General features: G+C 60.9%; 19 protein-coding genes and 1 riboswitch. Of the genes, 5 read left to right on the forward strand and 14 right to left on the reverse strand.

Annotation, left to right across the window (positions count from 1 at the left end; translation table 11 throughout):
• The first annotated feature begins 182 nt into the window (after positions 1 to 182).
• Entirely contained in the window at positions 183 to 1,970 is a 1,788-nt protein-coding gene (locus ACYZT4_RS18595) for a molecular chaperone (protein WP_461982071.1), read from the forward strand.
• A 135-nt stretch (positions 1,971 to 2,105) separates the two neighbouring features.
• Here the strand turns inward: ACYZT4_RS18595 and serB are convergent, their stop codons facing one another.
• On the reverse strand, positions 2,106 to 3,320 hold the full coding sequence (gene serB / locus ACYZT4_RS18600; protein WP_461982073.1) for a phosphoserine phosphatase SerB: 1,215 nt from the start codon (positions 3,318 to 3,320) through the stop codon (positions 2,106 to 2,108).
• A gap of 135 nt (positions 3,321 to 3,455) precedes the next feature.
• On the opposite strand from serB, the gene ACYZT4_RS18605 reads away from it, so the two are divergent.
• Entirely contained in the window at positions 3,456 to 4,994 is a 1,539-nt protein-coding gene (locus tag ACYZT4_RS18605) for an AhpA/YtjB family protein (RefSeq protein WP_461982075.1), read from the forward strand.
• A gap of 243 nt (positions 4,995 to 5,237) precedes the next feature.
• On the opposite strand, the gene ACYZT4_RS18610 is transcribed toward ACYZT4_RS18605, so the two are convergent.
• The 9 genes from ACYZT4_RS18610 to ACYZT4_RS18650 all read right to left on the reverse strand — a co-directional run bounded on the left by ACYZT4_RS18610 (position 5,238) and on the right by ACYZT4_RS18650 (position 14,561).
• Entirely contained in the window at positions 5,238 to 5,951 is a 714-nt protein-coding gene (locus ACYZT4_RS18610) for a PqiC family protein (protein ID WP_461982077.1), read from the reverse strand.
• A 176-nt stretch (positions 5,952 to 6,127) separates the two neighbouring features.
• Complete coding sequence (gene parC / locus ACYZT4_RS18615) at positions 6,128 to 8,395, reverse strand: DNA topoisomerase IV subunit A (protein ID WP_461982079.1); 2,268 nt, start codon at positions 8,393 to 8,395, stop codon at positions 6,128 to 6,130.
• Positions 8,396 to 8,402: 7 nt separating this feature from the next.
• A complete protein-coding gene (locus ACYZT4_RS18620; RefSeq protein ID WP_461982081.1) occupies positions 8,403 to 8,927 on the reverse strand; it encodes a retropepsin-like aspartic protease family protein in 525 nt (174 codons plus the stop codon).
• Entirely contained in the window at positions 8,924 to 9,913 is a 990-nt protein-coding gene (locus ACYZT4_RS18625; protein WP_461982083.1) for an esterase-like activity of phytase family protein, read from the reverse strand. The genes ACYZT4_RS18620 and ACYZT4_RS18625 overlap by 4 nt, the downstream gene beginning before the upstream one ends.
• Positions 9,913 to 11,817 (reverse strand): DNA topoisomerase IV subunit B, encoded by a 1,905-nt coding sequence (parE, locus tag ACYZT4_RS18630; RefSeq protein ID WP_461982085.1) that lies wholly within the window; start codon positions 11,815 to 11,817, stop codon positions 9,913 to 9,915. The genes ACYZT4_RS18625 and parE overlap by 1 nt, the downstream gene beginning before the upstream one ends.
• A 54-nt stretch (positions 11,818 to 11,871) precedes the next feature.
• Positions 11,872 to 12,480 carry a YqiA/YcfP family alpha/beta fold hydrolase gene (locus ACYZT4_RS18635; RefSeq protein WP_461982087.1) on the reverse strand — a complete coding sequence of 203 codons (609 nt, stop codon included), beginning with the start codon at positions 12,478 to 12,480 and terminating at the stop codon, positions 11,872 to 11,874.
• A gap of 103 nt (positions 12,481 to 12,583) precedes the next feature.
• The gene (gene cpdA, locus ACYZT4_RS18640) at positions 12,584 to 13,399 is read right to left on the reverse strand and encodes a 3',5'-cyclic-AMP phosphodiesterase (RefSeq protein ID WP_461982089.1); all 816 of its coding nucleotides are present in this window, start codon (positions 13,397 to 13,399) and stop codon (positions 12,584 to 12,586) included.
• A 101-nt stretch (positions 13,400 to 13,500) separates the two neighbouring features.
• On the reverse strand, positions 13,501 to 13,953 hold the full coding sequence (locus ACYZT4_RS18645; protein WP_150712249.1) for a DUF1249 domain-containing protein: 453 nt from the start codon (positions 13,951 to 13,953) through the stop codon (positions 13,501 to 13,503).
• Positions 13,944 to 14,561 carry an NUDIX domain-containing protein gene (locus tag ACYZT4_RS18650; protein WP_461982091.1) on the reverse strand — a complete coding sequence of 206 codons (618 nt, stop codon included), beginning with the start codon at positions 14,559 to 14,561 and terminating at the stop codon, positions 13,944 to 13,946. Before ACYZT4_RS18650 ends, ACYZT4_RS18645 begins: the two co-directional genes overlap by 10 nt.
• Before the next feature lie 205 nt (positions 14,562 to 14,766).
• Here ACYZT4_RS18650 and ACYZT4_RS18655 point away from each other — a divergent pair, with 205 nt between their 5' ends.
• Positions 14,767 to 15,513 (forward strand): RsiV family protein, encoded by a 747-nt coding sequence (locus ACYZT4_RS18655; RefSeq protein ID WP_461982093.1) that lies wholly within the window; start codon positions 14,767 to 14,769, stop codon positions 15,511 to 15,513.
• Here ACYZT4_RS18655 and cytX read toward each other — a convergent pair.
• Together cytX and thiC are read right to left on the reverse strand one after the other, a co-directional pair.
• Entirely contained in the window at positions 15,482 to 16,762 is a 1,281-nt protein-coding gene (cytX, locus tag ACYZT4_RS18660) for a putative hydroxymethylpyrimidine transporter CytX (protein ID WP_461982095.1), read from the reverse strand. The genes ACYZT4_RS18655 and cytX overlap by 32 nt on opposite strands.
• A gap of 111 nt (positions 16,763 to 16,873) precedes the next feature.
• Positions 16,874 to 18,763, reverse strand: coding sequence for a phosphomethylpyrimidine synthase ThiC (thiC, locus tag ACYZT4_RS18665; protein ID WP_461982097.1), 1,890 nt, complete (start codon positions 18,761 to 18,763; stop codon positions 16,874 to 16,876).
• 174 nt (positions 18,764 to 18,937) lie between these two features.
• Positions 18,938 to 19,043: riboswitch (TPP riboswitch) on the reverse strand.
• A 192-nt stretch (positions 19,044 to 19,235) separates the two neighbouring features.
• Between thiC and ACYZT4_RS18670 the strand changes: the two genes are divergently transcribed.
• Positions 19,236 to 20,669 (forward strand): TolC family outer membrane protein, encoded by a 1,434-nt coding sequence (locus tag ACYZT4_RS18670; RefSeq protein WP_461982099.1) that lies wholly within the window; start codon positions 19,236 to 19,238, stop codon positions 20,667 to 20,669.
• 81 nt (positions 20,670 to 20,750) lie between these two features.
• Here ACYZT4_RS18670 and waaA read toward each other — a convergent pair whose 3' ends face one another.
• Both waaA and ACYZT4_RS18680 read right to left on the reverse strand, forming a co-directional pair.
• Entirely contained in the window at positions 20,751 to 22,028 is a 1,278-nt protein-coding gene (gene waaA, locus ACYZT4_RS18675; RefSeq protein ID WP_461982101.1) for a lipid IV(A) 3-deoxy-D-manno-octulosonic acid transferase, read from the reverse strand.
• Positions 22,029 to 22,039: 11 nt separating this feature from the next.
• A complete protein-coding gene (locus tag ACYZT4_RS18680) occupies positions 22,040 to 22,942 on the reverse strand; it encodes a LysR family transcriptional regulator (RefSeq protein ID WP_461982103.1) in 903 nt (300 codons plus the stop codon).
• A gap of 102 nt (positions 22,943 to 23,044) precedes the next feature.
• Between ACYZT4_RS18680 and ACYZT4_RS18685 the strand changes: the two genes are divergently transcribed.
• On the forward strand, positions 23,045 to 23,377 hold the full coding sequence (locus ACYZT4_RS18685) for a DMT family transporter (protein WP_123402464.1): 333 nt from the start codon (positions 23,045 to 23,047) through the stop codon (positions 23,375 to 23,377).
• Positions 23,378 to 23,532: the final 155 nt, after the last annotated feature.

A 23,532-nucleotide genomic window follows, 5' to 3' on the forward strand; every position in this document is an offset into this window, starting at 1 on the left:
CGTGCTCGCGATAGTCGTCAACGATAACGCGGGAAGCCTGACACCCCGCGTCATTCTCGAGTTTTTCGCGAGCAAGCTTCGATCCTACGAAAAGCATGTTAATTGCAATGCCCTTCTCTGGGGCATAACTGCTAAAGTCAGGCCATTCACTGCCCATTTCCCGGTTGGAGTTTGTTCACGGCATGAATGAGACCAGTCCCCACCTTCTGCTCCGCGCTCCGATCCCGACACAGTTACGCCTGTCGTTCTGCGAAGCCACCCCGCGCGACCTCAAGCGCTGGATCGCCGACCTGCCCAAAGCGAACATCGGCGAAACCGCGCGCCAGCTCTATCAGGGCTTGAGCGAACTGAACCAGTTGCTGACGCCCAGCGACAATCGCATCCAACTGCTCGAACTGCTGCGGCCCGAGGTGTATTTCGTCTGCAAACACCTGGAACGGCATTTCCTGCACCAGTCGATCGTCCTCGACGAGCGCTCGCGCAAGATCGCCAACCTCTGCCAGGCGCTGCAAAGCCACTTGGCGATTGGCTATAAACAGATCGTCATGCGCATCGCGCCGCGCTTCAGTAAGGACCGTGCGCCGCTGCTCGCCCAGGCGTTGCAACGGGCGATGCATTGCCTCAACGGACCGCTGATTCGCGCCACCGAACTGTATTGCCCGGTGCCGGAAGGTGTGTGGCTGGAACTGCATCAGCTGTATCGGATCGCCTGTATCCATCGGCTCCAGCATTTGGGCCTGCGCGATGAGCTGGCCAGTCAGACGCAAACGCTGAGCATCGAACAGACTTACGTGGCCGCACTGCTGCTGGGCGCCGCCCGTTGCAATCAATTGCGCCAGAACCAGATCGCACGACTCGCCGAAGTGCTGGAACCGTGGAGCAAACTGATCAAGCTGCAACCGCAAGCGCCGGCCGATGGACTGTTTGCCGTCGCGCAGGAACTCGACGCCGCGCCGCGTTACCGCTCGAAATTCCGCACTGAGCAACAGGCAAGTTTGCTGGGGCTCGATCCACAACCGCTGGTGGCCGCCATCGACGCGCACTTGCAAAAAGCCGACAGTGCTAACCCGCTGCCCGTGCCGGCAGGGCTGAGCCTGGATACGCTGCAACACCTGAGTGCCGCGTGGGGCCAGGCGGTCGAGCGCAGTTTCCAGCGCACTGCCAGCCAAGGCACTTTGACCCTGTGCGTTGGTATGAGCGCGTTGCACTTCTTTCTGGGCGGTCAACGCCCGTTCAATGAAATCCTCAAAGACTCCGGTGCCGGCCGCGCGCAATTTACCGCGACCTTGCCTGCCACCCGGGAGAAAGACCAGTGGAGCCACGCCTTCGACGCAGCCCCAAATGGCAGCCCCGACGCCTTGCTGCCCTATGAAGAAATCGAGTACCCGCAACTGCAGAATGATGACAGTCACGAAGCCGCCGACCGCAATCGTCATTTTCCGACCTACGCCCTGCCGGTGATCAATCACAGCCCGGGCGGTTATTGCCTGGCCTGGCCAGGCGCAGTGCCGACCGAGTTGCAGGCCGGCGAAATGGTCGGCATCGAGGATTCGGCGGGAGCGGGCTGGAGCATCGCAGTGGTGCGCTGGATTCGCCAGGTTCGCGGTGGCGGTACGCAAATGGGCATCGAGCAAGTCGCGCCCTATGCCGAGCCTTGCGGCCTGCAACTGGTGCGCACCCGTGACGATCACAGTCACTATTTGCGGGGCTTGTTACTGCCGGCCATCAGCGCGATTGATTTGCCGGCTACCCTGCTTGCCCCGCGCTTGCCGTTTCAGGAAGGCAACAAGGTGTTGATCAATACCAACGGCGAGGAGCGCCGGGCCGGACTGGATCGGCGGGTGGCGAGCACCAACAGCTTCAATCAATTTGCTTATCGGTCGCTGGAAGCCGCCAAGAGCGAAAGCGCCGGGGGGAGCGGCGTGGTCAATAGCGAGGAGGATTTTGACTCGTTGTGGCAGACGCTTTGAGGGTGAATCAGTAGCACCGTATCGCACCCATCGCGAGCAGGCTCACTCCCACACTTGACGCAATCCTCCCGAAAGAACTTGGTCAAGTGTGGGAGTGAGCCTGCTCGCGATGGGCCCGATCAGGCAGCCGAAATTTCAGAGCTGCCCGTCACGATCCCGAAAGCCTAGCAGGTACAGCACGCCATCCAGCCCAAGGGTGGAAATCGCCTGCTTCGCTGATTGCTTGACCAACGGTTTGGCGCGGAACGCCACGCCCAACCCGGCAATCGCCAGCATCGGCAAATCGTTGGCGCCGTCGCCCACCGCGATGGTCTGCTCCAGACGCAAGCCTTCCTTGTGCGCCAGTTCCTTCAGCAGGTCCGCCTTGCGCTGCGCATCGACGATTGGCTCGATCGCCACGCCGGTGACCTTGCCATCCACCACTTCCAGTTCGTTGGCGAACACGTAATCGATGCCCAGTTTTACCTGCAATTGCTTGGCGAAGTAGGTGAAGCCGCCCGACAGGATCGCCGTCTTGTAACCCAGGCGCTTGAGCTCGGCGAACAGGGTTTCCGCGCCTTCGGTCAATCGCAGCGAGGCGCCGATCGAATCCAGCACACTGACGTCCAGCCCTTTGAGCAACGCCAGGCGTTCCTTGAAGCTGGCGCGGAAGTCCAGCTCGCCGGCCATCGCCCGCTCGGTAATTTCTGAAACGCGGTCGCCCACCCCCGCAGCCTTGGCCAACTCGTCGATGACTTCGGCTTCGATCAGGGTCGAGTCCATGTCGAACACCGCAAGGCGACGGTTGCGGCGAAACAGCGAATCTTCCTGGAAGGCGATGTCGACGTTCAGTTCCTGGGCAACACTGAGGAATTCGGCCCGCAGCGCTTGTGGATCAGCCGCTTCGCCGCGCACCGAAAATTCGATGCAGCCTTTGCCCTGGTCAGCCGGGGTGTCCAGCGGCATGCGCCCGGACAAGCGATCGATATGGTCGATGTTCAAGCCATATTTGGCGGTGATCGAACTCACAGCCTGCAATTGCCCGGCAGTCACTTTGCGGGTCAGCAGCGTCACGATGTGGCGCTTTTTGCCCTGATTGCCGACCCATTGCTGGTAATCCTCTTCGGACACCGGCGTGAACCGCACCTGCTGATCGAGCTTGTACGCCGTGAACAGGATGTCCTTGAGCACCGACTTGCCTTGCTCGGTATCCGGAATTTCAACCAGGATGCCAAACGACAAAGTGTCGTGGATCACCGCCTGACCGATGTCGAGAATGTTCACACCACCCTGGGCCAGAACGCCTGTTATGGCTGCAGTCAGACCCGGACGGTCGACTCCCGTGATGTTTATCAGGACGATTTCGCGCAAGGCGCACCCCCGCAAGTGGAAAAAAACCGCATTCTACCCACTTTCAGTGACCATCGGGCACCGTCAGCGCTTTGCCGGTCTAGGGCCTGTCGCTATACTGCGCGTCAACTTCACGGACAAAAGAGCCGAGCTCAAGTGAACCGGCCCACGCCAGTAAAAACCGATAACTTCTTTCTGCTGATCTTCCGTGCACTGCGCCACCGCCGTGTACCGATTGCATTGCGCATCGCCAGCCATAACGTGATCCTGGTCGCTCTGGCCCTGGTGATCTACGCCTGTGTGATGGGTTTGCAGTTCAAGCAGGCCATGCACGAGCAGGCGGATGCGCTGGGCGAAAGCCTGACCACGCAGACCGCCACGTCCGCCACGGAGCTGTTGGTGTCCAATGACATCCTCAGCCTCAACGTGCTGCTCAACAACCTGACCAAGAACAAGTTGGTGGCTCACGCCGCCATCTATAGCGTGGATAACCGCATCCTCGCCGAAGCCGGTCAGCGCCCCAAGCACAGCCTGCTAGGCGAAGCCGAGGGCATGTACGAGAGCAAGATCACCTTCCAGGACGTGACGGCCGGGCAACTGCGCATCAGCCTGGACATGGACCAGTTCCAGCAGCCGATGACCATCAGCCTGCAAAGCATGGGCATTTTGAGTGCGATCCTATTGGCCCTGTCTCTGGCATTGAGCCTGCGTCTGGGTCGAAATCTCTCCACACCGTTGATGCAACTGCGGGTGTGGCTGCGCAATATCGACGAATACACCCCGGCGACCGGGCGTCAGGACGAGATTGGCGATTTGGCGCGCCAGCTGCACGCCAACTTCGCGCCGGAACCGGCCGAACCTGAGCCCGTGCCGGCACCCGAATTCGACGACAGCGATTACGAAGACGCCGACGAGCCGTCCTTCGAAGTGCGCAACCTGCGCGACCCGAGTTTCGACGAGTCCAAGCCTGTTGCGGCCCTAAAGCCTGCGCCACGGCACATTGTCAGCACCGTGGAAGATGATGATGATGATGATGATGACGATGATGCCTTTGCCGATTTGCGTGATGAGTCGGCCGCCAGCGCGCCGAAGCCTGTCGTCAAGCCGCAGATCTCGAACGTGCCACAACACAGCGCGGTGTTGGCCGTGCAACTGGGTGCTCAGGACCAACTGCGTCGTCTGCCCCGCGCACGCCTGGAAGAACTGCTCAAGCGCTATCGCGATTGCCTCGACCAGGCCGCCTCGCTCTATGAAGGCGAACTGCACAGCCTGAACGATGGCAGCACGCTGATGGTGTTCCACACCGAAGACAGCGGCGACGATTACCTGACCAACGCCATTTGCTGCGGCGAGTTGCTGCGGGCGCTGGGCCATCAGTTGCAGATCGAAGTCGCGGACAGCGGCATCACCTTGCAATTGCAGTTGGGCTTGACGCTGGGCGACGAGTTGTTCGGCCTGAGCCAGATCGACCTGCTGCTGACCGAAACCGCCCAGGACGCCCTGGCCCTGTCGCAACACAGCCGCAACTTGCTGCTGGTGGAGCGCAAGATCAGTGACGACGCACTGATTCGCCAACGTGCGCGGATTCGCCCGATTGCCAGCCCAGAGGGTGCGTGCTGTGTGGAGCGGTTGATGGAGCCTTATCCGTCGATGCTGGAGCGGCAGTTGGCGCGGATGCATGAGCGCCGGGCCTAAGCCCTGATGTGAAGAAGCCCGCAGACGAGTGATTGTCTGCGGGCTTTTTTGTTGCCTGTCTTGGCCCCATCGCTGGCAAGCCAGCTCCCACAAGGTTCTCGGTCGTACCCCCTTCTATGGCCACCATGAACACTGTGGGAGCTGGCTTGCCAGCGATGGGGCCCTAAGCATCACCAACAATCCCAACCCGCAAAAACAACAAAGCCCGCATCTCTGCGGGCTTTGCTTTGGATCAATCCAGGCTTAGAACCTGAACACTTCCATATCGGTCCGAATCGGCGACGCCATCGGGATTTTCGGCTGTTTCTCTTGCTCTGCCGCCGGAGCCACAGGCTTGGCCGCTTGTTTCTTGGGTGCTTCTGCAATCGGCGGCTGGTTGGCCAGCGGTTTGAGCGCTACCGACAACTGCTCGGCCAGTCGCTGCAACAACACACCCTGGGCCTGAACCTGAGCAGCCGTGCCACCCGCGTGTTGCTCTTGCAGGTGCACAATGCGGTTATCGCGAACCTGACCGCGACGGTCAATCAAGCGCCATTGCGCGTCGAGGATCGCCGGTTGCGACTCACCCGAGTCCAGACGCGTGATGGTCAGCAATACTTGAACGTCTGGCGCGAAGCCCAGGGTTGCCGGTGCCAGCACCACGCGCTGGCTGTCCAGATGACCCGCGACCTGACGCAGCAGCAGCTGATCAATGTCGGAAGAAAGGCTGCCGGCCCAACGGCCATCGGTCGAAGCCTGAAGGCTGCCATCCGGCTGACGCTGCAGCAGGGTTTCACGTTGCAGGTAATCGGCAACCGTAACCGGGCCCAGCAAAACCGCCATGCCCGCGCTTTGCGCAGGTTGTGCCGGACTTCCGCTGTCCAGCTGATACAGCGACACCGGTTGGTGCGTGCTGCAACCCGCCAGGCCAAGAACGCCAGCGAGCATCAAAATAAAAGGAAGGCGCAGAGCAGTCATCGTCCCATCCAGGTGGTTGCCACAAGGCTAACCACAGTGAAAATACTCAATAAATATGAAGAACGCTCGGCCACGCCGGCGCTTGAAAGGCCATATCATCCGTGAATATGCGTTCCGACTCCAGCGGCAAAGCGCCGATCTACGCGTTAAATCGCAGATCAGGCGCTCTAGGACGCTTAATTGAGGTTTTCGACGAGCAGCGCATCCACCCTCTGAAAGCCACGTGGCAATTTGTTACCACGACGTCCACGTTCACCTTTGTAGTGTTCGAGGTCGTCCGCTTTCAGTGACAAGGTACGTTTTCCGGCCTGTAGCACCAAGGTGGCGCCCTCCGGCAGTACGGCGATGTCTGTGACATATTCTTCGCGGCTGGCCACACGCTCACCGGAAATCCCGATGATCTTGTTGCCCTTGCCCTTACCTAATTGTGGCAGATCGCTGATTTTGAAGATCAGCAGGCGACCTTCGGTGGTCACCGAGGCCAGCCAGTTGCTCTCACGATCGGCCACCGGACGCGGCAGAATCACCTTCGAATTGTTCGGCAGGCTCAACAGCGCCTTGCCTGCCTTGTTCTTGGCCTGGAAGTCTTCGCCCTTGACCACAAAACCATAACCGGCATCGGAGGCGATCACGTACAGCGAATCGTCTTCCGGCATCAGCACGCATTCAAAGGTCGCACCCGGCGGCGGCGTCAGGCGCCCGGTCAAAGGTTCCCCCTGGCCACGGGCCGATGGCAAGGTGTGCGAGGCCACCGAATAACTGCGCCCGGTGGAGTCAATGAACACAGCAAACTGGTTGGAGCGCCCGGCTGCCAGAGCCTTGAAGCCATCCCCGGCCTTGTAGGAAAGCCCGGTGGCGTCGATTTCGTGGCCCTTGGCCGAACGAACCCAGCCTTTTTCCGACAGCACTACGCTGACTTTCTCGTTCGGCAGCAGATCGTGCTCGGTCAGGGCCTTGGCTTCGGTGCGCTCGACAATCGGCGAACGACGGTCGTCGCCGTAGGTTTCGGCGTCCTTGATCAGCTCGGTGCGCACCAGCTTTTTCAGCTTGGTTTCGCTGCCCAGCAGGGCTTGCAGCTTGGCTTGCTCCTTGAGCAGTTCATCCTGCTCGGCACGCAGCTTCATTTCTTCCAGTCGCGCCAATTGACGCAGGCGGGTGTCGAGAATGTAGTCAGCCTGGATTTCACTCAGGGCAAAACGCGCAATCAGTGCCGCTTTCGGATGTTCCTCGGTGCGGATGATGTGAATCACTTCATCCAGGTTGAGGTAAGCAATCAGCAAACCGTCCAACAGGTGCAGGCGACGCTCGACCTTGTCGAGGCGGAATTGCAGACGACGACGCACGGTCTGTACGCGGAACTCCAGCCATTCAACCAGCAGCGCCCGCAGGTTTTTCAGCTGCGGCTTGCCGTCCAGGCCGATGATGTTGATGTTGACGCGGTAGCTCGACTCCAGTTCGGTGCTGGCAAACAGGTGCTGCATCAGCGCGTCATGGTCGAAGTTTTTCCGCGCCCCCGGAATGATCACGATCCGGCACGGGTTTTCGTGGTCGGACTCGTCGCGCAGGTCGGCGATTTGCGGGGCTTTGGACGGTTTGGCCTGCATCATTGCCGCGATCTGTTCCAGCACCTTGGCGCCAGACACCTGATGCGGCAAAGCGGTGACGATGATGTCACCGTCCTCAATGTGGTACACGGCACGCATGCGCACCGAGCCCTTGCCGGTTTCGTACATTTTCAGCAGGTCGGCGCGAGGCGTGATGATTTCCGCTTCGGTCGGGTAATCCGGGCCCTGAATATGTTCGCAGAGCTGTTCGACCGTAGCTTTTGGCTCATCAAGCAAGCGCACGCAGGCGGTCGCGACTTCCCGCAGGTTGTGCGGCGGCACATCGGTCGCCATGCCCACGGCGATGCCGGTGGTGCCATTGAGCAAGATGTTCGGCAAACGTGCCGGCAACACCAGCGGCTCGTCCAGAGTGCCGTCGAAGTTCGGGCCCCAGTCGGCAGTGCCCTGCCCCAATTCGCTGAGCAGCACTTCCGAGTAGCGTGAGAGCCGCGCTTCGGTGTAACGCATGGCGGCGAAGGACTTGGGATCATCCGGCGCACCCCAGTTACCCTGGCCGTCGACCAGCGTGTAGCGGTAGCTGAATGGCTGGGCCATCAGGACCATGGCTTCGTAGCACGCCGAATCGCCGTGCGGGTGGAACTTGCCGAGCACGTCACCGACGGTACGCGCCGATTTCTTGTGCTTGGAATCGGCGTCCAGCCCCAACTCGCTCATCGCATAAATGATGCGCCGCTGTACCGGTTTCAGGCCGTCGCCGATATGCGGCAAGGCACGGTCCATGATCACGTACATGGAATAGTTGAGGTAGGCATTTTCGGTGAAGTCAGCCAGTGACCGGCGTTCTACACCGTCCAGGCTGAGATCAAGGGAGTCGCTCATGCGGGCCTCATCGGTTCGTTGTCTGGCGCAGCAGCATGGTGCCACCGCGCTGGGTAAATTCAAGTTTGTTCAGCGCGCTCATTCCGAGCAGCACTTGCTTGCCATCCAGGCCTGGCACAACGATGGCGCGCACGTCACGCAGCACAATGTCGCCCAGTTGCAGGCGGCCGACCAGGGTTCGATAACCCTCGGTGCGACCGTTTGCGGTGCTCAGGGTCACACCGAAGCCTTGTTCAAGTTTCAGCCGTTCGGCCATGTCCGCCGGGATCGCGACATCGGTCGCCCCGGTGTCCAGCATGAAATCCACCGGCTGGCCGTTGATCTGGCCGCTGGCGACGAAGTGCCCCTGTGCGTTGCTGGCCAGTTTGACCTCGACGAAACCTTCGCCCTGCGCCGAGGTGACCACAACGTTAGGGTTCTGCTGCCGCTCTTCCCACTGGCCGAAAAAACGCGTGGCCAGAAACAATCCGGCGCACCAGGCCAAGACCATAAACACCCGCCCGGCGCGTTTTCCAGGTGTTTGTGGAGTCATGGCTTGGCGCTCCAGCCGCCTTCAGGCGCAGCGAAGCGCCAGACGATTGGACGGATCTCGCCATCGTCTCGGGCACGATCGTTGTTGTCGATGCCGACCCAGACGCCATCAGCATCCACGACCAACGCCTCCGCCAGACCATAAGCCTGTGAATATTGACGGCCGGGCTGCAACGCCTCGCTGGCGAACGACCAGCAACGCTCAACCTTTGCCGTCGCCGCATTGCGGCGGCAAATCTGGAACGCGTTGCGCTCCAGGGTAAACAGCTTGCCGTTGAACAATGACAAGTCGGCGAAGTCCCGCGAGACCGCTCTAGCCCTGTCAAACTGCGCGGGCTGCATTTCCAGCCCGGCTTCGCTCAACAGCACGCAGCCGCCGTCGCAATCCCAGACTGTTTGCTTGCGCTTGATCAACAGCAGACCACGGCGCTCGCGCTCGGCGGCCAACCACAATTGATCGCCCGCCGGATTGATCGCCAACCCTTCAAACAGCGCGTTGAAATGCAGCAACATGCCGCTGGCGCGGGCTTCGCGGACCAGCATCGGCGATATCTTCAGCCACGATGCCGGGCCCATCAGCGGCACTTGCAGCACTCCCGCATGGGCCTCGCTGACAATGTAGCGATTGCCGGCGCTGTCACAGCTGATGCCTTCAAAATCCAGCTCGCCGCCACGCACTAACGAAGCGGCCCAGGTCCGCGAACGCAGGCCCCAGGGCAAGCCGCTGTCGGGCACGGGTGGCACGTCGATGTGCACGGTTTTTGCCTGCCAGACGGTCTCGCGAGTATCGAGGCGGTAGATCTGATCATCGTCGCGATCGGACACCGTCCACAGATCCTTGCCACACTGGGCCAGCCCCGACAGGTTACCGCCGCGCATGCCCTCCACCGGATGCTCGGACAACAGGCGCAACTCCGGTGCCGGTTCGGCAAGCGCCGAAATGGAAGTCAGGAGTAACGCACACGCCAGGGCAAAGCCAACCCGCATCAGCCAAGAACCTCGGCCAGGTTGCCTTTGGATTCAAGCCAGGATTTGCGATCACCGGCGCGTTTCTTCGCCAGCAGCATGTCCATCATTTCCGAGGTCGCTTCGTAATCTTCCAGCGTCAGTTGCACCAGGCGCCGGGTGTTCGGGTCCATGGTGGTTTCGCGCAGCTGCGGCGGGTTCATTTCACCCAGGCCTTTGAATCGGGTGACCTGCGGCTTGCCCCGTTTCTTCTCGGCGACCAAACGGTCGAGAATGCCGTCGCGTTCAGCCTCGTCGAGGGCGTAGTAGATCTCCTTGCCGAGGTCGATACGGTACAGCGGCGGCATCGCGACGTAGACGTGACCGGCATCCACAAGCGGGCGGAAATGCTGGACGAACAAGGCGCAGAGCAAGGTGGCGATGTGCAGACCGTCGGAGTCGGCGTCGGCGAGGATGCAGATTTTGCCGTAGCGCAGCTGGGCGATGTCCGCCGAACCCGGATCGACACCGATGGCCACCGCAATGTTGTGCACTTCTTGGCTGGCCAGCACTTCGCTGCCGTCGACTTCCCAGGTGTTGAGGATCTTGCCGCGCAACGGCAGGATCGCTTGAAACTCCTTGTCCCGCGCTTGTTTGGCGGAACCGCCGGCGGAATCACCTTCCACCAGGAACAGTTCGGAGCGCATCGGGTCCTGCCCGGCGCAGTCGGCGAGTTTGCCCGGCAGCGCCGGACCGGCCGTAATGCGTTTGCGCTCGACCTTCTTGCTGGCCTTCAGGCGACGGCCGGCGTTGTTGATCGCCAGTTCCGCCAACAGCATGCCGGTTTCCGGGTGGGCGTTGAGCCACAGGCTGAACGCGTCCTTGACCACGCCGGAAACGAAGGCCGCTGCTTCACGGGACGACAGGCGTTCTTTGGTCTGGCCGGAGAATTGCGGCTCTTGCATTTTCATCGACAGGACGAAAGCGATGCGTTCCCAGACGTCTTCCGGCGCCAGCTTCACGCCACGCGGCAACAGGCTGCGGAACTCGCAGAACTCACGCATGGCGTCGAGCAAGCCCTGGCGTAGACCGTTGACGTGTGTACCGCCCTGGGCCGTCGGGATCAGGTTGACGTAGCTTTCCTGCACGCTGTCGCCGCCTTCCGGCAACCACAGCAGCGCCCAGTCGATCGCTTCCTTGTTACCGGCGAAACTGCCGCAGAACGGCTCGTCCGGCAGGCGTTCGAACTCGGTGACCGCATCCACCAGGTAAGAGCGCAGGCCGTCTTCGTAATGCCATTCGATTTTTTCACCGGTGGCTTTGTCTTCAAAACTGACCAGCAAGCCCGGGCACAGCACGGCCTTGGCCTTGAGCACATGCTTGAGACGGCTGATGGAGAATTTCGGTGAATCGAAGTACTTCGGGTCCGGCGCGAAGAACACGCTGGTGCCGGTGTTGCGCTTGCCGACGGTGCCGATCACTTCCAGTTCGGTTTTCTTGTAACCGTCGGCGAAGGTCATCTGGTATTCGCTGCCGTCGCGCTTGACGCGCACCCGGACTTCAGTCGACAGGGCGTTGACCACGGAAATACCCACCCCGTGCAGACCGCCGGAGAACTGGTAGTTCTTGTTGGAAAACTTGCCACCCGCATGAAGCTTGGTGAGGATCAGCTCAACCCCGGACACGCCCTCTTCCGGGTGAATGTCCACCGGCATGCCACGCCCGTCATCGCTGACTTCCAGGGAGTGATCGGCGTGCAGGATGACCTGCACCGACGTCGCGTGCCCGGCCAAGGCTTCGTCGACGCTGTTGTCGATGACTTCCTGGGCAAGGTGGTTCGGCCGACTGGTGTCGGTGTACATGCCGGGACGTTTGCGCACTGGGTCGAGGCCCGAGAGGACTTCGATGGCGTCTGCGTTATAAGAGCTAGCGCTGGGAGTGGCCATGGGGTCTCGTCGTCCGCCTGTAAAAAGAGTGTTCTATGAAAAAGAAGCGGTGACTCACAGTGCAGTGAAATCAACCGCTTTGTACAAATCTGAGCCGATGCCGGCAAAACTGAGCATTGCCGGCAACTGCCCGGCAAAACCCTGAAAACTATGGTCGCCACCGGCCTGGATGCGCAAGGCACAGGCCCGGTAATACTGCTGGGCCAGGCGATAATCCAGCGTTTCATCGCCGGTCTGCAACCACACCTGATACCGCTGCGAATCCTGGGGCGCCGGCACTTCCAGCTCGGCCAGGGCCGTTACGTGGTCGTGGGTCAATTCCCAGGCTTCATCGGTGTACAGGTTTTTCTGTGTCCCCAGGTGTCCGTCGAACATCCGGTGTGGACTGACGGCGGGATTGATCAACAGGGCCTTGAGGCTATGGCGCTCGGCCAAGTGAGTCGCATAGTAGCCGCCGAGGGAGCTGCCGACCAGCAGTGGCCGCCCAAGCTCGGAAATCGCCTGCTCCAGCTGACCGATGGCCTCGCGCGGGTGGTGATGCAAGGCGGGGACACGCAGGTGATCGCTCAAACCGAGGCGGTCCATTACCTGCACCAACTGCGTGGCTTTTTTCGAAGAAGGCGCGCTGTTGAAACCGTGGATATAAAGGATCGAACCGGACATTTGAACTCCCTGTGCGTCGGGTAAAGAAGGCGGAGTTTACAGGGAATCAGCGAGATCCGTGGAGTTCGGGTGGGCTGTGCAGACGCCTTCGCGACTCGGTGTGTCAGTAGCCGTTGGAGCCGTAGTCGACCTGGAAGTCGAACCCGGTCACACGTTCCACACCGGTTTCGATTTGTCCATCCGGCAACAACCGCAACCACCGATACCCCGGCGCCTGCTCCCCGACCTTGAAATCTTCGCTACCCGGCTCGAACTGGATGCAGGTCGAAGGCGAGGCAATCAAACGCACACCATTGCGTTCCTGATCAATTTCCTGATGGACATGCCCCCACAAAACAGCACGCACCTGCGGAAAACGGTCCAGCACGGCAAACAGCCCCTCCGGATTGCGCAGGCCGATCGGCTCCATCCATGCGCACCCGATCGACACCGGATGATGGTGGAAGCACACCAGATGATGCCGCTCCGGCGCTTCGCTCAACGCGCGCGCCAGCAGCTGCAATTGCTCATCCTGCAAAAATCCCGGCACCGAACCGGGAACTGCCGAGTCGAGCAACGTGACACGCCAGTTACCGAGATCCACGACGGGTTCCAGCAACGCGCTCTGAATGGCAGCCTCGGCCATGATTTGCGGTTCATCGTGATTGCCGGGAATCCACCGCGCTGGCGCATCCAGCTGCCGGGTCAGGTCGCGAAACTGTTGATAAGACTCCAGCGTTCCGTCCTGGGAAATATCACCGCTGGCAACAATCAGGTCGATCTGTGGCTGTTGCAACCTGACCAGCTCGATGACCCTTTGCAGGCTGTCGCGCGTTTTCATGCCCAGCAGCGTCCCGTCCGGTTCGGCAAACAGGTGACTGTCGGAGAGTTGCACCAGCATCGCCGGATCGGCGGTGGTCAATGTGGATACGCTCGGCAAGGCGTTCTCCCAAGTGAATCACGGGATAGATGAATGCCGCGATTATGCTGGGGGATGATCAAAAGGGGAAACGCGTGAACCTGACGCAGTTCACATCTCGCTTACCTGACGACTTCGTATTCGTGCCCCAGCGCCAGGCAATGACTCAACCACTCCCCCAGAAACATGTTCAGCTGGGCCTTTTCGTCCGGCTGATGCATCGCGGCGTTCGGGTAAGGGTAGATGCCGCGAAAGCGTCGTGCATGTTCGGCACTGACCACTTCGGCCATGCACGCGTCGTGGTACACCTGAACTTCAAGCTGCGGCACCGGCAGCCAGGGCAGGCTGTGTTCCTGGCGCACTTGCAGGGTCGTGGTGTAGGGACAGACCTGCAGCACTTCGAGGGCCAGCACGCCGAGCATCTGCTCGCCATGGGTCACGGCAATGCGCCGCGCCGCCGGCTCGTTGCGCATGTCCGGCAGCAGTCGCATCAGGCGCGCATAGTTGGCCTCGCAGGAGGCTTGCAGCCCCGCCAGGTCAACCCGATAGCGATCGCGCAGTTTGTTTACGACCATAACCCCCTCACTTCAACGCGGTTCAATGCCAGCCATTGCAAGGCAATGATGCTGGCCGCGTTGGCAATTCGCCCGTCGCGCACGGCTTGCAGGGCATCTTCGAATGCCCAGACCCTGACGCGGATATCTTCTGCTTCTTCCTCCAGCCCATGCAGGCCGCCGACCCCGATTGTCTCGCAACGCCCCAGGTACAAATGCACCAATTCATTGCTGCCGCCCGGCGATGGAAAATAGTGGGTCATCGGCCATAGTGCCCCGAATACCAACCCAGCTTCCTCCTGCGCTTCGCGGTGAGCAACTTCTTCCGGCACTTCATCCTTGTCGATCAGACCGGCGACCAGTTCGATCAGCCACGGGTTGGCAGTCTTGCCCATGGCGCCGACGCGAAACTGCTCGATCAGCACCACTTCGTCGCGCTGCGGATCGTAGGGCAGCACACACACGGCATCGTGGCGAACAAACACTTCACGACTGATTTCGCGGCTCATGCCCCCGGCGAACAATTCGTGGCGCAGGTGCACACGGTCGAGCTTGTAAAAGCCCTCGTAGCACTTTTCGCGCCGGACGATATCGACGGCGGTCGGAATGGCGTTGGCAAAATCAGTCATGACAATCCTCGTATCTTCACCGAGGCTCCTGCCTCGACTTCGCGCCATCCTAACGCGCCCGAGACATTTGATGCAGCCCCTTTCCCGTCATCGGGATAGACGGTGAGGGCGAAACCAACTCTAATTAGCTTAGTGGCGAACTGACTGCTTTGTTGAGAGTCGAAGCGGTAACTTTTCGCCTTTCCCTGTTTTATCAAGGACGCCCATGTCGCTTTTTAAAATGGCCTCCGTGGCCGCTATTGCCCTGACTCTGGGCGCTTGCCAAAGTCTGTTCCAACCCAACTACCGGGCGCCGCTGGAAACCACCCGCGACGCCACGGAAACGCTAAAACCGGGCTGCTCAACACCGGATTGCCCGCTGGTGAACATCGACACATTGCGCTTCCCCGCCGAGCCGCAACTGGACGGCATAGTCGAAAAACGCCTGCTGCAAATGACCCGCACCTCGTCGGACGCCCCGGCGGCACCGACGCTGGCCGCCTATCGCGATGAGTTTTTGCGCACCGCCGGCCCGCGCAACAGCAGTTACTTGCAGGCTAAGGTACGTGAGCAGCATGACGGCTTGGTGATCGTCGAGTTTTCCAGCTACCTGGACACCGGCGCCGCGCATGGCACGCCGGGCCGCAGCTTTATCAACTATTCGCGCCAGCAGCATAAAGTGCTGACCTTGTCCGACATGGTCATACCGGGGCAGGAAGAGGCGTTCTGGAAAGCCGCGCAGGTCGCGCACAACAGCTGGCTGATCAGCACCAAGCTCGATCAGGAAGCGGAGTTTGTGAAGAGCTGGCCGTTCCAGAAAACCCAGAACGTGGCGCTGACCTACGGCGCCGTGATCCTCAAGTACGACGTGAGCACCATCGCGCCTTACGCGCTGGGCCACGTCGAACTGAAGATCCCTTACCCGCGCCTGAACGGCATTCTCAAGCCCGAGCTGTTTCCCGGCCGTAACTGAAGGCCCGACCGAGCACCAGCTGCAGCAGCCCTGCCAGAATCAACGACGGCAGGGTTGCGCCGATGTCCGGGTACAGATTGGCCAGCAAATGATAGGTGCTCACCCCGCCCAACCAGGCGAGCAGCGTCGGCCAGCGCAATGCGACTTGTGCGACGTGGGCACTGCGTTTGCGCAGGATGAAGTGATCCACCAGCACCACGCCGAACAGCGGCGCAAATACCGAGCCGATCAACAGCAGGAAGTTCTGGTACTGAGCCAAGGGCGCCAGCAAGGCGATCAAGGTGCAGACCACGCCGATGGCCAGCGCCAGGTGTTCGACTTTCAAGCGCAACAGAATCCCGCTGGACACCGCCGCCGAGTGAATGTCGGCGAAAGCGTTTTCCGACTCATCCAGCAGAATCAGCAACAGTGGAATCCCCAGGCCGGCACCGGCCAGCGCCAGCAGCAGGGCGTTCACTTCACCACTCGGCGCGAACGCCAGGGTGTAAGCCACGCCCAGGCTCATTAGCCAGAAATTGCCGATAAAGAAGCCCAGCGCGGTACCGCCGAACACGTTTTTCGCCCGCTTTCCGAAACGCGAGTAGTCGGCAATCAGCGGCAGCCACGACAGCGGCATGGCGATGGCAATGTCGAAACCCACGGCGAATGGCATCGAACCGTCGCCAGCCTGCGCCCACAATACGGCCAGATCGGCTTTGGCGAACAGGTTCCAGGTCAGCCAGATGCACGCGGCGAGCAGCAGCCAGATGCCCCACTTGCGCAAGATTTGTCGCACGAAGGTCAACGGACCGCTGACGGCGAGCAAGGTCGCCAGAGCGCCGAAGACCAATGTCCACAGCAGCGGACTGCTGAACAGGCTGCCGTCGCTGGACGCACGGGCGCCGAGCAGGCTGGCGGCGTCACGCATGACGATGATTTCGAACGAGCCCCAACCGATCAGTTGCAGCAGGTTCAGCACCGCCGGAAGGCTCGCGCCGTGTTTGCCGAGGCTGAGTTTGAGCGCGGCCATCGACGAAAGGCCGGTGTCGCTGCCGATCACGCCGACGGCGGCCAGCAGCAGAACGCCGACCAGGGTGCCGAGGAAGATCGCCAGCAACGAGCCGGACAGGCCCAGACCCGGCGCGAGCAATGCGCCGGTCTGCAATACCATCAGGCCGATGCCGAGGGAAAACCACAGGGAAAACAGATCACGGCCGCCGAACACGCGCCTATCGGCGGGTATGGCTGTGTCAGGGGAATAGGTATTCAAGTCAGATATCTCAGGGGAAACATGGGTTACAAGCTGCACGCTGCAAGCTGCAAGAAAAAGCAGACGTTACGCGTGCTTCTAACTTGCAGCTTGCCGCTTGTAGCTTGCCGCTTAAACTTTCTTATACAGCTGACTGCCTTCCTGCTTGAACCGCTGCGCCTGGTCCGCCAATCCCTGGGCGACTTCTGCATCAACGGTCTCGATGCGCTGGTTGGCCGCATACTCGCGGACCTCCTGAGTGATTTTCATCGAGCAGAATTTCGGCCCGCACATCGAACAGAAATGCGCGACCTTGGCAGAGTCCTTCGGCAGGGTTTCATCGTGATACGAACGCGCAGTGTCCGGATCGAGACCGAGGTTGAACTGGTCTTCCCAACGGAACTCGAAACGCGCCTTGCTCAAGGCATTGTCGCGAATCTGAGCCCCCGGATGTCCCTTCGCCAGATCGGCGGCGTGCGCGGCGATCTTGTAAGTGATGATCCCGGTCTTCACGTCATCCTTGTTCGGCAGGCCCAAGTGCTCCTTTGGCGTCACGTAGCAGAGCATCGCGCAGCCGAACCAGCCGATCATCGCCGCACCGATACCGGAAGTGATGTGGTCGTAGCCCGGCGCGATGTCGGTGGTCAGCGGGCCGAGGGTGTAGAACGGCGCCTCGTCGCAGCAGTCGAGCTGCTTGTCCATGTTCTCTTTGATCAACTGCATCGGCACGTGGCCCGGACCTTCGATCATGCATTGCACGTCGTGTTTCCAGGCAATTTTGGTCAGCTCGCCGAGGGTTTCCAGCTCGCCGAATTGCGCGGCGTCGTTGGCGTCGGCAATCGAGCCCGGACGCAGGCCGTCGCCCAGCGAGAAGCTGACGTCGTAGGCCTTCATGATTTCGCAGATGTCTTCGAAATGGGTGTAGAGGAAGTTCTCTTTGTGGTGCGCCAGGCACCACTTGGCCATGATCGAACCGCCTCGGGAAACGATGCCGGTCACGCGCTTGGCGGTCAGCGGCACGTAGCGCAGCAACACGCCGGCATGAATGGTGAAGTAGTCGACGCCCTGCTCGGCCTGTTCGATGAGCGTGTCGCGGAACAGCTCCCAGGTCAGGTCTTCGGCGGCGCCGCCGACTTTTTCCAGGGCCTGGTAGATCGGCACGGTACCGATCGGCACCGGCGAGTTGCGGATGATCCACTCGCGGGTTTCATGGATGTGCTTGCCGGTGGACAGGTCCATGACCGTGTCCGAACCCCAGCGAATGCCCCAGGTGAGTTTCGCCACTTCTTCTTCGATGGACGAACCCAAGGCGCTGTTGCCGATGTTGCCGTTGATCTTCACCAGGAAGTTACGGCCGATGATCATCGGTTCCAGTTCGGTGTGGTTGATGTTCGCCGGAATGATCGCGCGACCGCGGGCGATCTCGTCACGCACGAATTCCGGGGTGATGATTTTCGGCACGCTGGCGCCGAAGCTGTGGCCGGCATGTTGCTGGTCCAGCAAACCCGAGGCGCGGGCCACTTCGAGCTTCATGTTTTCGCGGATGGCGACGTATTCCATCTCTGCGGTAATGATGCCTTGGCGGGCGTAATGCATCTGGCTGACGTTGGCCCCGGCCTTGGCGCGGCGCGGATTGTTGACGTGGGCGAAACGCAGCTTGGTCAGTTCGGCATCAGCCAGGCGTTCCTGGCCGAAGTTCGAGCTCAGGCCGGGCAAGCGCTCAGTGTCGCCACGGGATTCGATCCACGGCGAACGGATATCGGCCAGGCCTTTGCGCACGTCGATGATGACGTTGGGGTCGGTGTAAGGGCCCGAGGTGTCGTAGACCACGACCGGCGCGTTGATTTCGCCGCCGAAGTCGGTCGGGGTGACGTCGAGGCTGATTTCGCGCATCGGCACGAGGATGTCCGGACGAGAGCCCTGGACATAGATCTTTTGCGAGCGGGTAAACGGCTGAACCGATTGTTGATCGACTTGGGCCGAATCACTCAGGTTGGTCGTATTTTTTGGTTTTATCGTCATCACGGGCTCTCCAGACAGCATCCAGGCAGTGGAATTTTGTCGGAGCGAACCTGTAACGAATGGACGCGACCAATCAGCCATGACCACGCTGTTGGTGCTGTGCTCAGTGCTCGAGGGCTGTCGACTGTCGATTGTCGAACAACATCCCGGACGAAGCACAAGAGGACTCGCCGGGTGACGAGAAATCTTGTTCCCTACGCAGGCGCTAACCTGATCAGGTTCAACGGGATCCGAAATTATTCGATCTCAGCCTCATAGCAAGGCACCCCGACAAGAACCCGGCCAGTCTAGACACAACCGACCCAGAACGCCAACACCGCGGTAAACACCATGATGAATGGCGCAATTAGACGATTGTTGCCGAACGTGTGCCCAACTACACTCGCAACGGCCATGCCGCGCATTGACGCTGGCAGGTCTGCGCCGTACCTTTGGCGCTCAAATTATCAGCGTAATTTTTAGGGATGGCCTCATGCTGCGCAAACTCTCACTGGCCCTTGCCGTGTCTTGTGCGTCCAATGGAATGGCGTGGGCAGCAGAAGCGCCCTTATCGACCAACACCGACCTGGTCAGCGTCTATCAGGAAGCGGTGGACAACAACTCCGACCTGGCCGCCGCCCGCGCCCAATATGGCGCGCAGAAAGAAGTCGTGCCCCAGGCCCGCGCCGGCCTGCTGCCGAATATTTCAGGTGGTGCCCAGGTGGCCAACGTGCGCACCGACCTCGACCAACCGGCAGCGATCGCCAACCGCAGCGCCAATTCCTGGCAAGCGACGTTGGCCCAACCACTGTTCCGTGCCGATCGCTGGTTCCAGTATCAGGCGGCCAAGGACGTCAACGAACAGGCAGCGCTGCAACTCTCGGCCACCGAGCAGAACCTGATTCTGCAAACCGCTGAAGACTATTTCAACGTGCTGCGCAGCCAGGACAACCTGGCCTCCACCAAAGCTGAAGAAGCCGCGTTCAAGCGCCAGCTCGACCAGTCCAACGAGCGCTTCGACGTCGGCCTGTCGGACAAGACCGACGTGCTGCAATCCCAAGCCAGTTACGACACCGCACGGGCGAACCGCATCGTTGCGCAGCGTCAGGTGGACGATGCGTTCGAAGCGCTGATCACCCTGACCAACCGCCAGTACAACTCAATTCAGGGCATCGTCCACACGCTGCCGATCCTGCCGCCGGCGCCGAACGACGCCAAGGCCTGGGTTGACACCGCCGCCCGCCAGAACCTGAATCTGCTGGCCAGCAACTACGCGGTCAGCGCTGCCGAAGAAACCCTCAAGCAGCGCAAGGCCGGGCACGCGCCGACGGTAGATGCGGTGGCCAAGTATGAGAAAGGTGACAACGACGCCTTTGGTTTCAGTAACCCGAGCGCCTTTGGCCAGGCGTATGGGGGGCCCGTCGAGCAAACGACGCTGGCCTTGCAATTGAACATCCCGATCTACAGCGGCGGGCTGACCAGTTCGCAGGTTCGCGAGTCCTATTCGCGCCTGGATCAAACCGAACAACAGCGTGAAGGCCTGCGTCGGCAAGTGGTGGAAAACACCCGCAACCTGCACCGCGCGGTGAACACCGACGTGGAGCAAGTGCAAGCGCGCAAGCAGTCGATCATCTCCAACCAGAGCGCGGTGGAAGCGACCGAAATCGGTTACCAGGTGGGCACGCGCAACATCGTCGACGTGCTGGATGCCCAGCGTCAGCTGTACACCTCGGTGCGCAATTACAACAACACCCGCTACGACTACATCCTCGACAACCTGCGCCTGAAACAGGCTGCCGGCACGTTGAACCCGGGGGACTTGCAGGACCTCAAGCGCTACCTCAAGGCCGATTACAATCCGGACAAGGATTTCCTGCCGCCAGACCTGGCGAAGGCTGCGGCGGAACAGCTCAAAGCCCGGCCGTGAGGCAAATCCTGCAGGAGCCCGGCTTGCCGGCGATGGCGATTTCGATGACGCCATCGCCAGCAAGCCGGGCTCCTGCAAAAATCAGCGATCAATCAACCGATCCAACCCGTCCAGCAACCGCTGCAACGCGCCCTGATTGCGGCGCATCACCATCAACCCCGCCTCTGCCATCCGCTGTGCATCGCGCGGCAATTCGAACAACCGCTGCACCGCCAGTGCCAGGCTTTCGGCATCGTCCACTTCCTGCAACGCACCGGCGGCGCGCAACTGCGCGGCGATGTCCAGAAAGTTGAACAGGTGCGGACCACTGAGCACCGGCTTCGCCAGCGCAGCAGGTTCCAGCAAATTATGCCCGCCGTTTGGCACCAGGCTGCCGCCGACAAATGCGCTATCGGCCACGGCATACAAAAACAGCAACTCGCCCATGGTGTCGCCCAGCAACACCGACGTGTCAGCGCTGACCAGCTCACCGGTGGAACGCCGGACCGTGGCGAAGCCCTGTTGCTTGCACAGTTCGAACACCGAGTTGAAACGCTCCGGATGCCGCGGCACCAGAATCAGCAACGCATCCGGATGACCGGCCAGCAACTGCCGATGGGCCGCCAGCACCACTTCGTCTTCGCCGTCGTGAGTACTGGCAGCGATCCACACCGGACGCTCTTGCGCCTGCCATTGCCGGCGCAGCTCGGTGGCGCGCTGGAGCAGTTGTGGGTCGATGGTCAGGTCGAACTTGATCGAGCCCGTCACTTCGACGGTCGCCGCACGTGCACCCAGATCACGGAAGCGCTGGGCTTCGGCTTCAGTCTGCACCGCGAACAGGCTCATCTCTGCGAGCATTGGCTGGGTCAGTTTGCTGAAGCGTCCATAGCCCTTGGCCGAGCGCTCGGACAGCCGCGCATTGGCCAGCGCCACGGGAACCCCGCGCTTGGCGCACTGATGAATATGATTGGGCCAGAGTTCGGTCTCCATGATCACCGCCAGTGTCGGCCGGACCCGATCGAGGAATCGCGCGGCGGCGCACGGCAAGTCGTACGGCAAATAACAGTGCTGGATGCGCGGCTCATTGGCGAACAACATCTGGATGCGTTCGGAGCCGGTCGGGGTCATGCAGGTGACGGTGATCGGCAGCGCCGGATAACGTTGCAGCAACGCACGAATCATCGGCGCGGCGGCGATGCTTTCGCCAACGGACACCGCGTGCACCCAAATGCCACCCGGTTTCATCACCGGCAGCCCAAGGGAGAAACGTTCGCCGATGCGCTGGGCATATGCCGGCGCCTTGCGCGAGCGCAGCCACAGCCGAATCGCTACCAGTGGCAGCCCCAGGTAAAACAGCGCGGTGTACAGAGTTCTATTCATGGCGGCGGAGTTTATCGGCTTTTCTCGCCGATCGCCTGCAAGTGCACGGCAAAACGTTCCGCCAGCCAACGGGCCGCCGGGCCAAGGGGCTCGTCGCGGCGCCAGACCAACTCCACCACCAGTGCCGGCGGGGTCCATTCGCTGACCAGTTCGACCATCAGATTCTGATACGCCGGGTATTGCACGACGTGCCGCGGCAGCCAGGCCCAACCAAGACCGCGCACCAGCCATTCGGCCATCACATAGAAACTGTCCGCCCGCCACACCTGTGGGCTGGCTGGCTCGCTACCGGGATAAACACTGGACTGGGTCGACATCAGCAACTGCCGATGCTGCGCCAGTTGCTGGCAATCAACCTGAGCCTGCTTCGCCAGTGGATGGCCGACGCCGCACACCGTGACCATTTCGACGCTGCCCAGCACCTGTCGCTCAAGCGCCTCGGGAATCTGGTCGTGATAAAACAACAGGCCGAGATCGGCCCGGCGCTCTACCAGTTTGCGCGCGACATCGCCCTGGGCGGCGCTGGTCAGTTGCACTTCAAGGCTGGGAAATTTTTCCGCCAGCGCCTCGAAGCTTTCAATGATCGGCTGATATGGCATCGCCTCATCCTGAGCCACGCGCAGGCGCGCCTCTTGCCCGCGCATCATCGCCAGCGCCCGGCCATTCAGGCGCTCGCATTGACGCAGAACCTCACGCGCCTCATCCAGCAGGGCGTTGCCGGCCGCGGTGAGTTTTGGCTGACGGCCACTGCTGCGGTCGAACAGGGTCACGCCCAGATCTTCTTCCAGCAACGCGATCGAGCTGCTGACCGCCGACTGCGCCTTGCGCCGGTCCCGCGCCACAGCGGAAAACGAGCGCTGCTCCGCTACGCTGACAAACAGCCGCAGCTGCTCCAGATTCCATTGCATGTCCATGATCAACCCATCTCCAGAACAGATAGGTAATGACTTTACCGCATCTAGATAACCTCTAAAATGCCGAACTCAGAGAGCAACACTTCACACGAGGATGCACCCATGACCGCTTACTACTACCTGGCCATCGCCATCTGCGCCGAAGTGATCGCAACGGTTTCGATGAAAGCCGTCAAAGGGTTCAGCACGCCGCTGCCGCTGATTCTGGTGATCGTCGGCTACGGCATTGCTTTCTGGATGCTCACACTGGTGGTGCGCAGCGTGCCGGTTGGCGTGGCCTACGCGGTATGGGCCGGCATGGGCATCGTGATGGTCAGCGTGGCGGCGCTGTTTATCTACGGGCAGAAGCTGGATGTGCCGGCGATGCTGGGGATGGGTCTGATTGTGTTGGGTGTCGTGGTCATTCAGCTCTTCTCCAAAACCGCCGGCCATTAGGACCTGAAACCCAATCCCATTGTGGGGGTGAGCCTGCTCGCGATAGCGAAGTATCAGGCAACATTTGTGTCGACTGACACACCGCTATCGCGAGCAGGCTCGCTTCCACAGGTTTTGCGTACACCCCTGACTTAATCCACTGTTCTTCGAGTCTG

The sequence above is a fragment of the Pseudomonas sp. GB2N2 genome, from assembly GCF_054897705.1.

Coding starts and splice junctions, on each gene's coding strand:
- ACYZT4_RS18625 (WP_461982083.1), bottom strand. CDS start 9,913: ATGCGGGTTGGCTTTGCCCTGGCGTGTGCGTTACTCCTGACTTCCATT.
- waaA (WP_461982101.1), bottom strand. CDS start 22,028: ATGAATAGAACTCTGTACACCGCGCTGTTTTACCTGGGGCTGCCACTG.
- ACYZT4_RS18620 (WP_461982081.1), bottom strand. CDS start 8,927: ATGACTCCACAAACACCTGGAAAACGCGCCGGGCGGGTGTTTATGGTC.
- ACYZT4_RS18670 (WP_461982099.1), top strand. CDS start 19,236: ATGCTGCGCAAACTCTCACTGGCCCTTGCCGTGTCTTGTGCGTCCAAT.
- ACYZT4_RS18680 (WP_461982103.1), bottom strand. CDS start 22,942: ATGGACATGCAATGGAATCTGGAGCAGCTGCGGCTGTTTGTCAGCGTA.
- thiC (WP_461982097.1), bottom strand. CDS start 18,763: ATGACGATAAAACCAAAAAATACGACCAACCTGAGTGATTCGGCCCAA.
- ACYZT4_RS18650 (WP_461982091.1), bottom strand. CDS start 14,561: ATGACTGATTTTGCCAACGCCATTCCGACCGCCGTCGATATCGTCCGG.
- parC (WP_461982079.1), bottom strand. CDS start 8,395: ATGAGCGACTCCCTTGATCTCAGCCTGGACGGTGTAGAACGCCGGTCA.
- ACYZT4_RS18645 (WP_150712249.1), bottom strand. CDS start 13,953: ATGGTCGTAAACAAACTGCGCGATCGCTATCGGGTTGACCTGGCGGGG.
- ACYZT4_RS18635 (WP_461982087.1), bottom strand. CDS start 12,480: ATGTCCGGTTCGATCCTTTATATCCACGGTTTCAACAGCGCGCCTTCT.
- ACYZT4_RS18655 (WP_461982093.1), top strand. CDS start 14,767: ATGTCGCTTTTTAAAATGGCCTCCGTGGCCGCTATTGCCCTGACTCTG.
- ACYZT4_RS18685 (WP_123402464.1), top strand. CDS start 23,045: ATGACCGCTTACTACTACCTGGCCATCGCCATCTGCGCCGAAGTGATC.
- ACYZT4_RS18595 (WP_461982071.1), top strand. CDS start 183: ATGAATGAGACCAGTCCCCACCTTCTGCTCCGCGCTCCGATCCCGACA.
- ACYZT4_RS18610 (WP_461982077.1), bottom strand. CDS start 5,951: ATGACTGCTCTGCGCCTTCCTTTTATTTTGATGCTCGCTGGCGTTCTT.
- parE (WP_461982085.1), bottom strand. CDS start 11,817: ATGGCCACTCCCAGCGCTAGCTCTTATAACGCAGACGCCATCGAAGTC.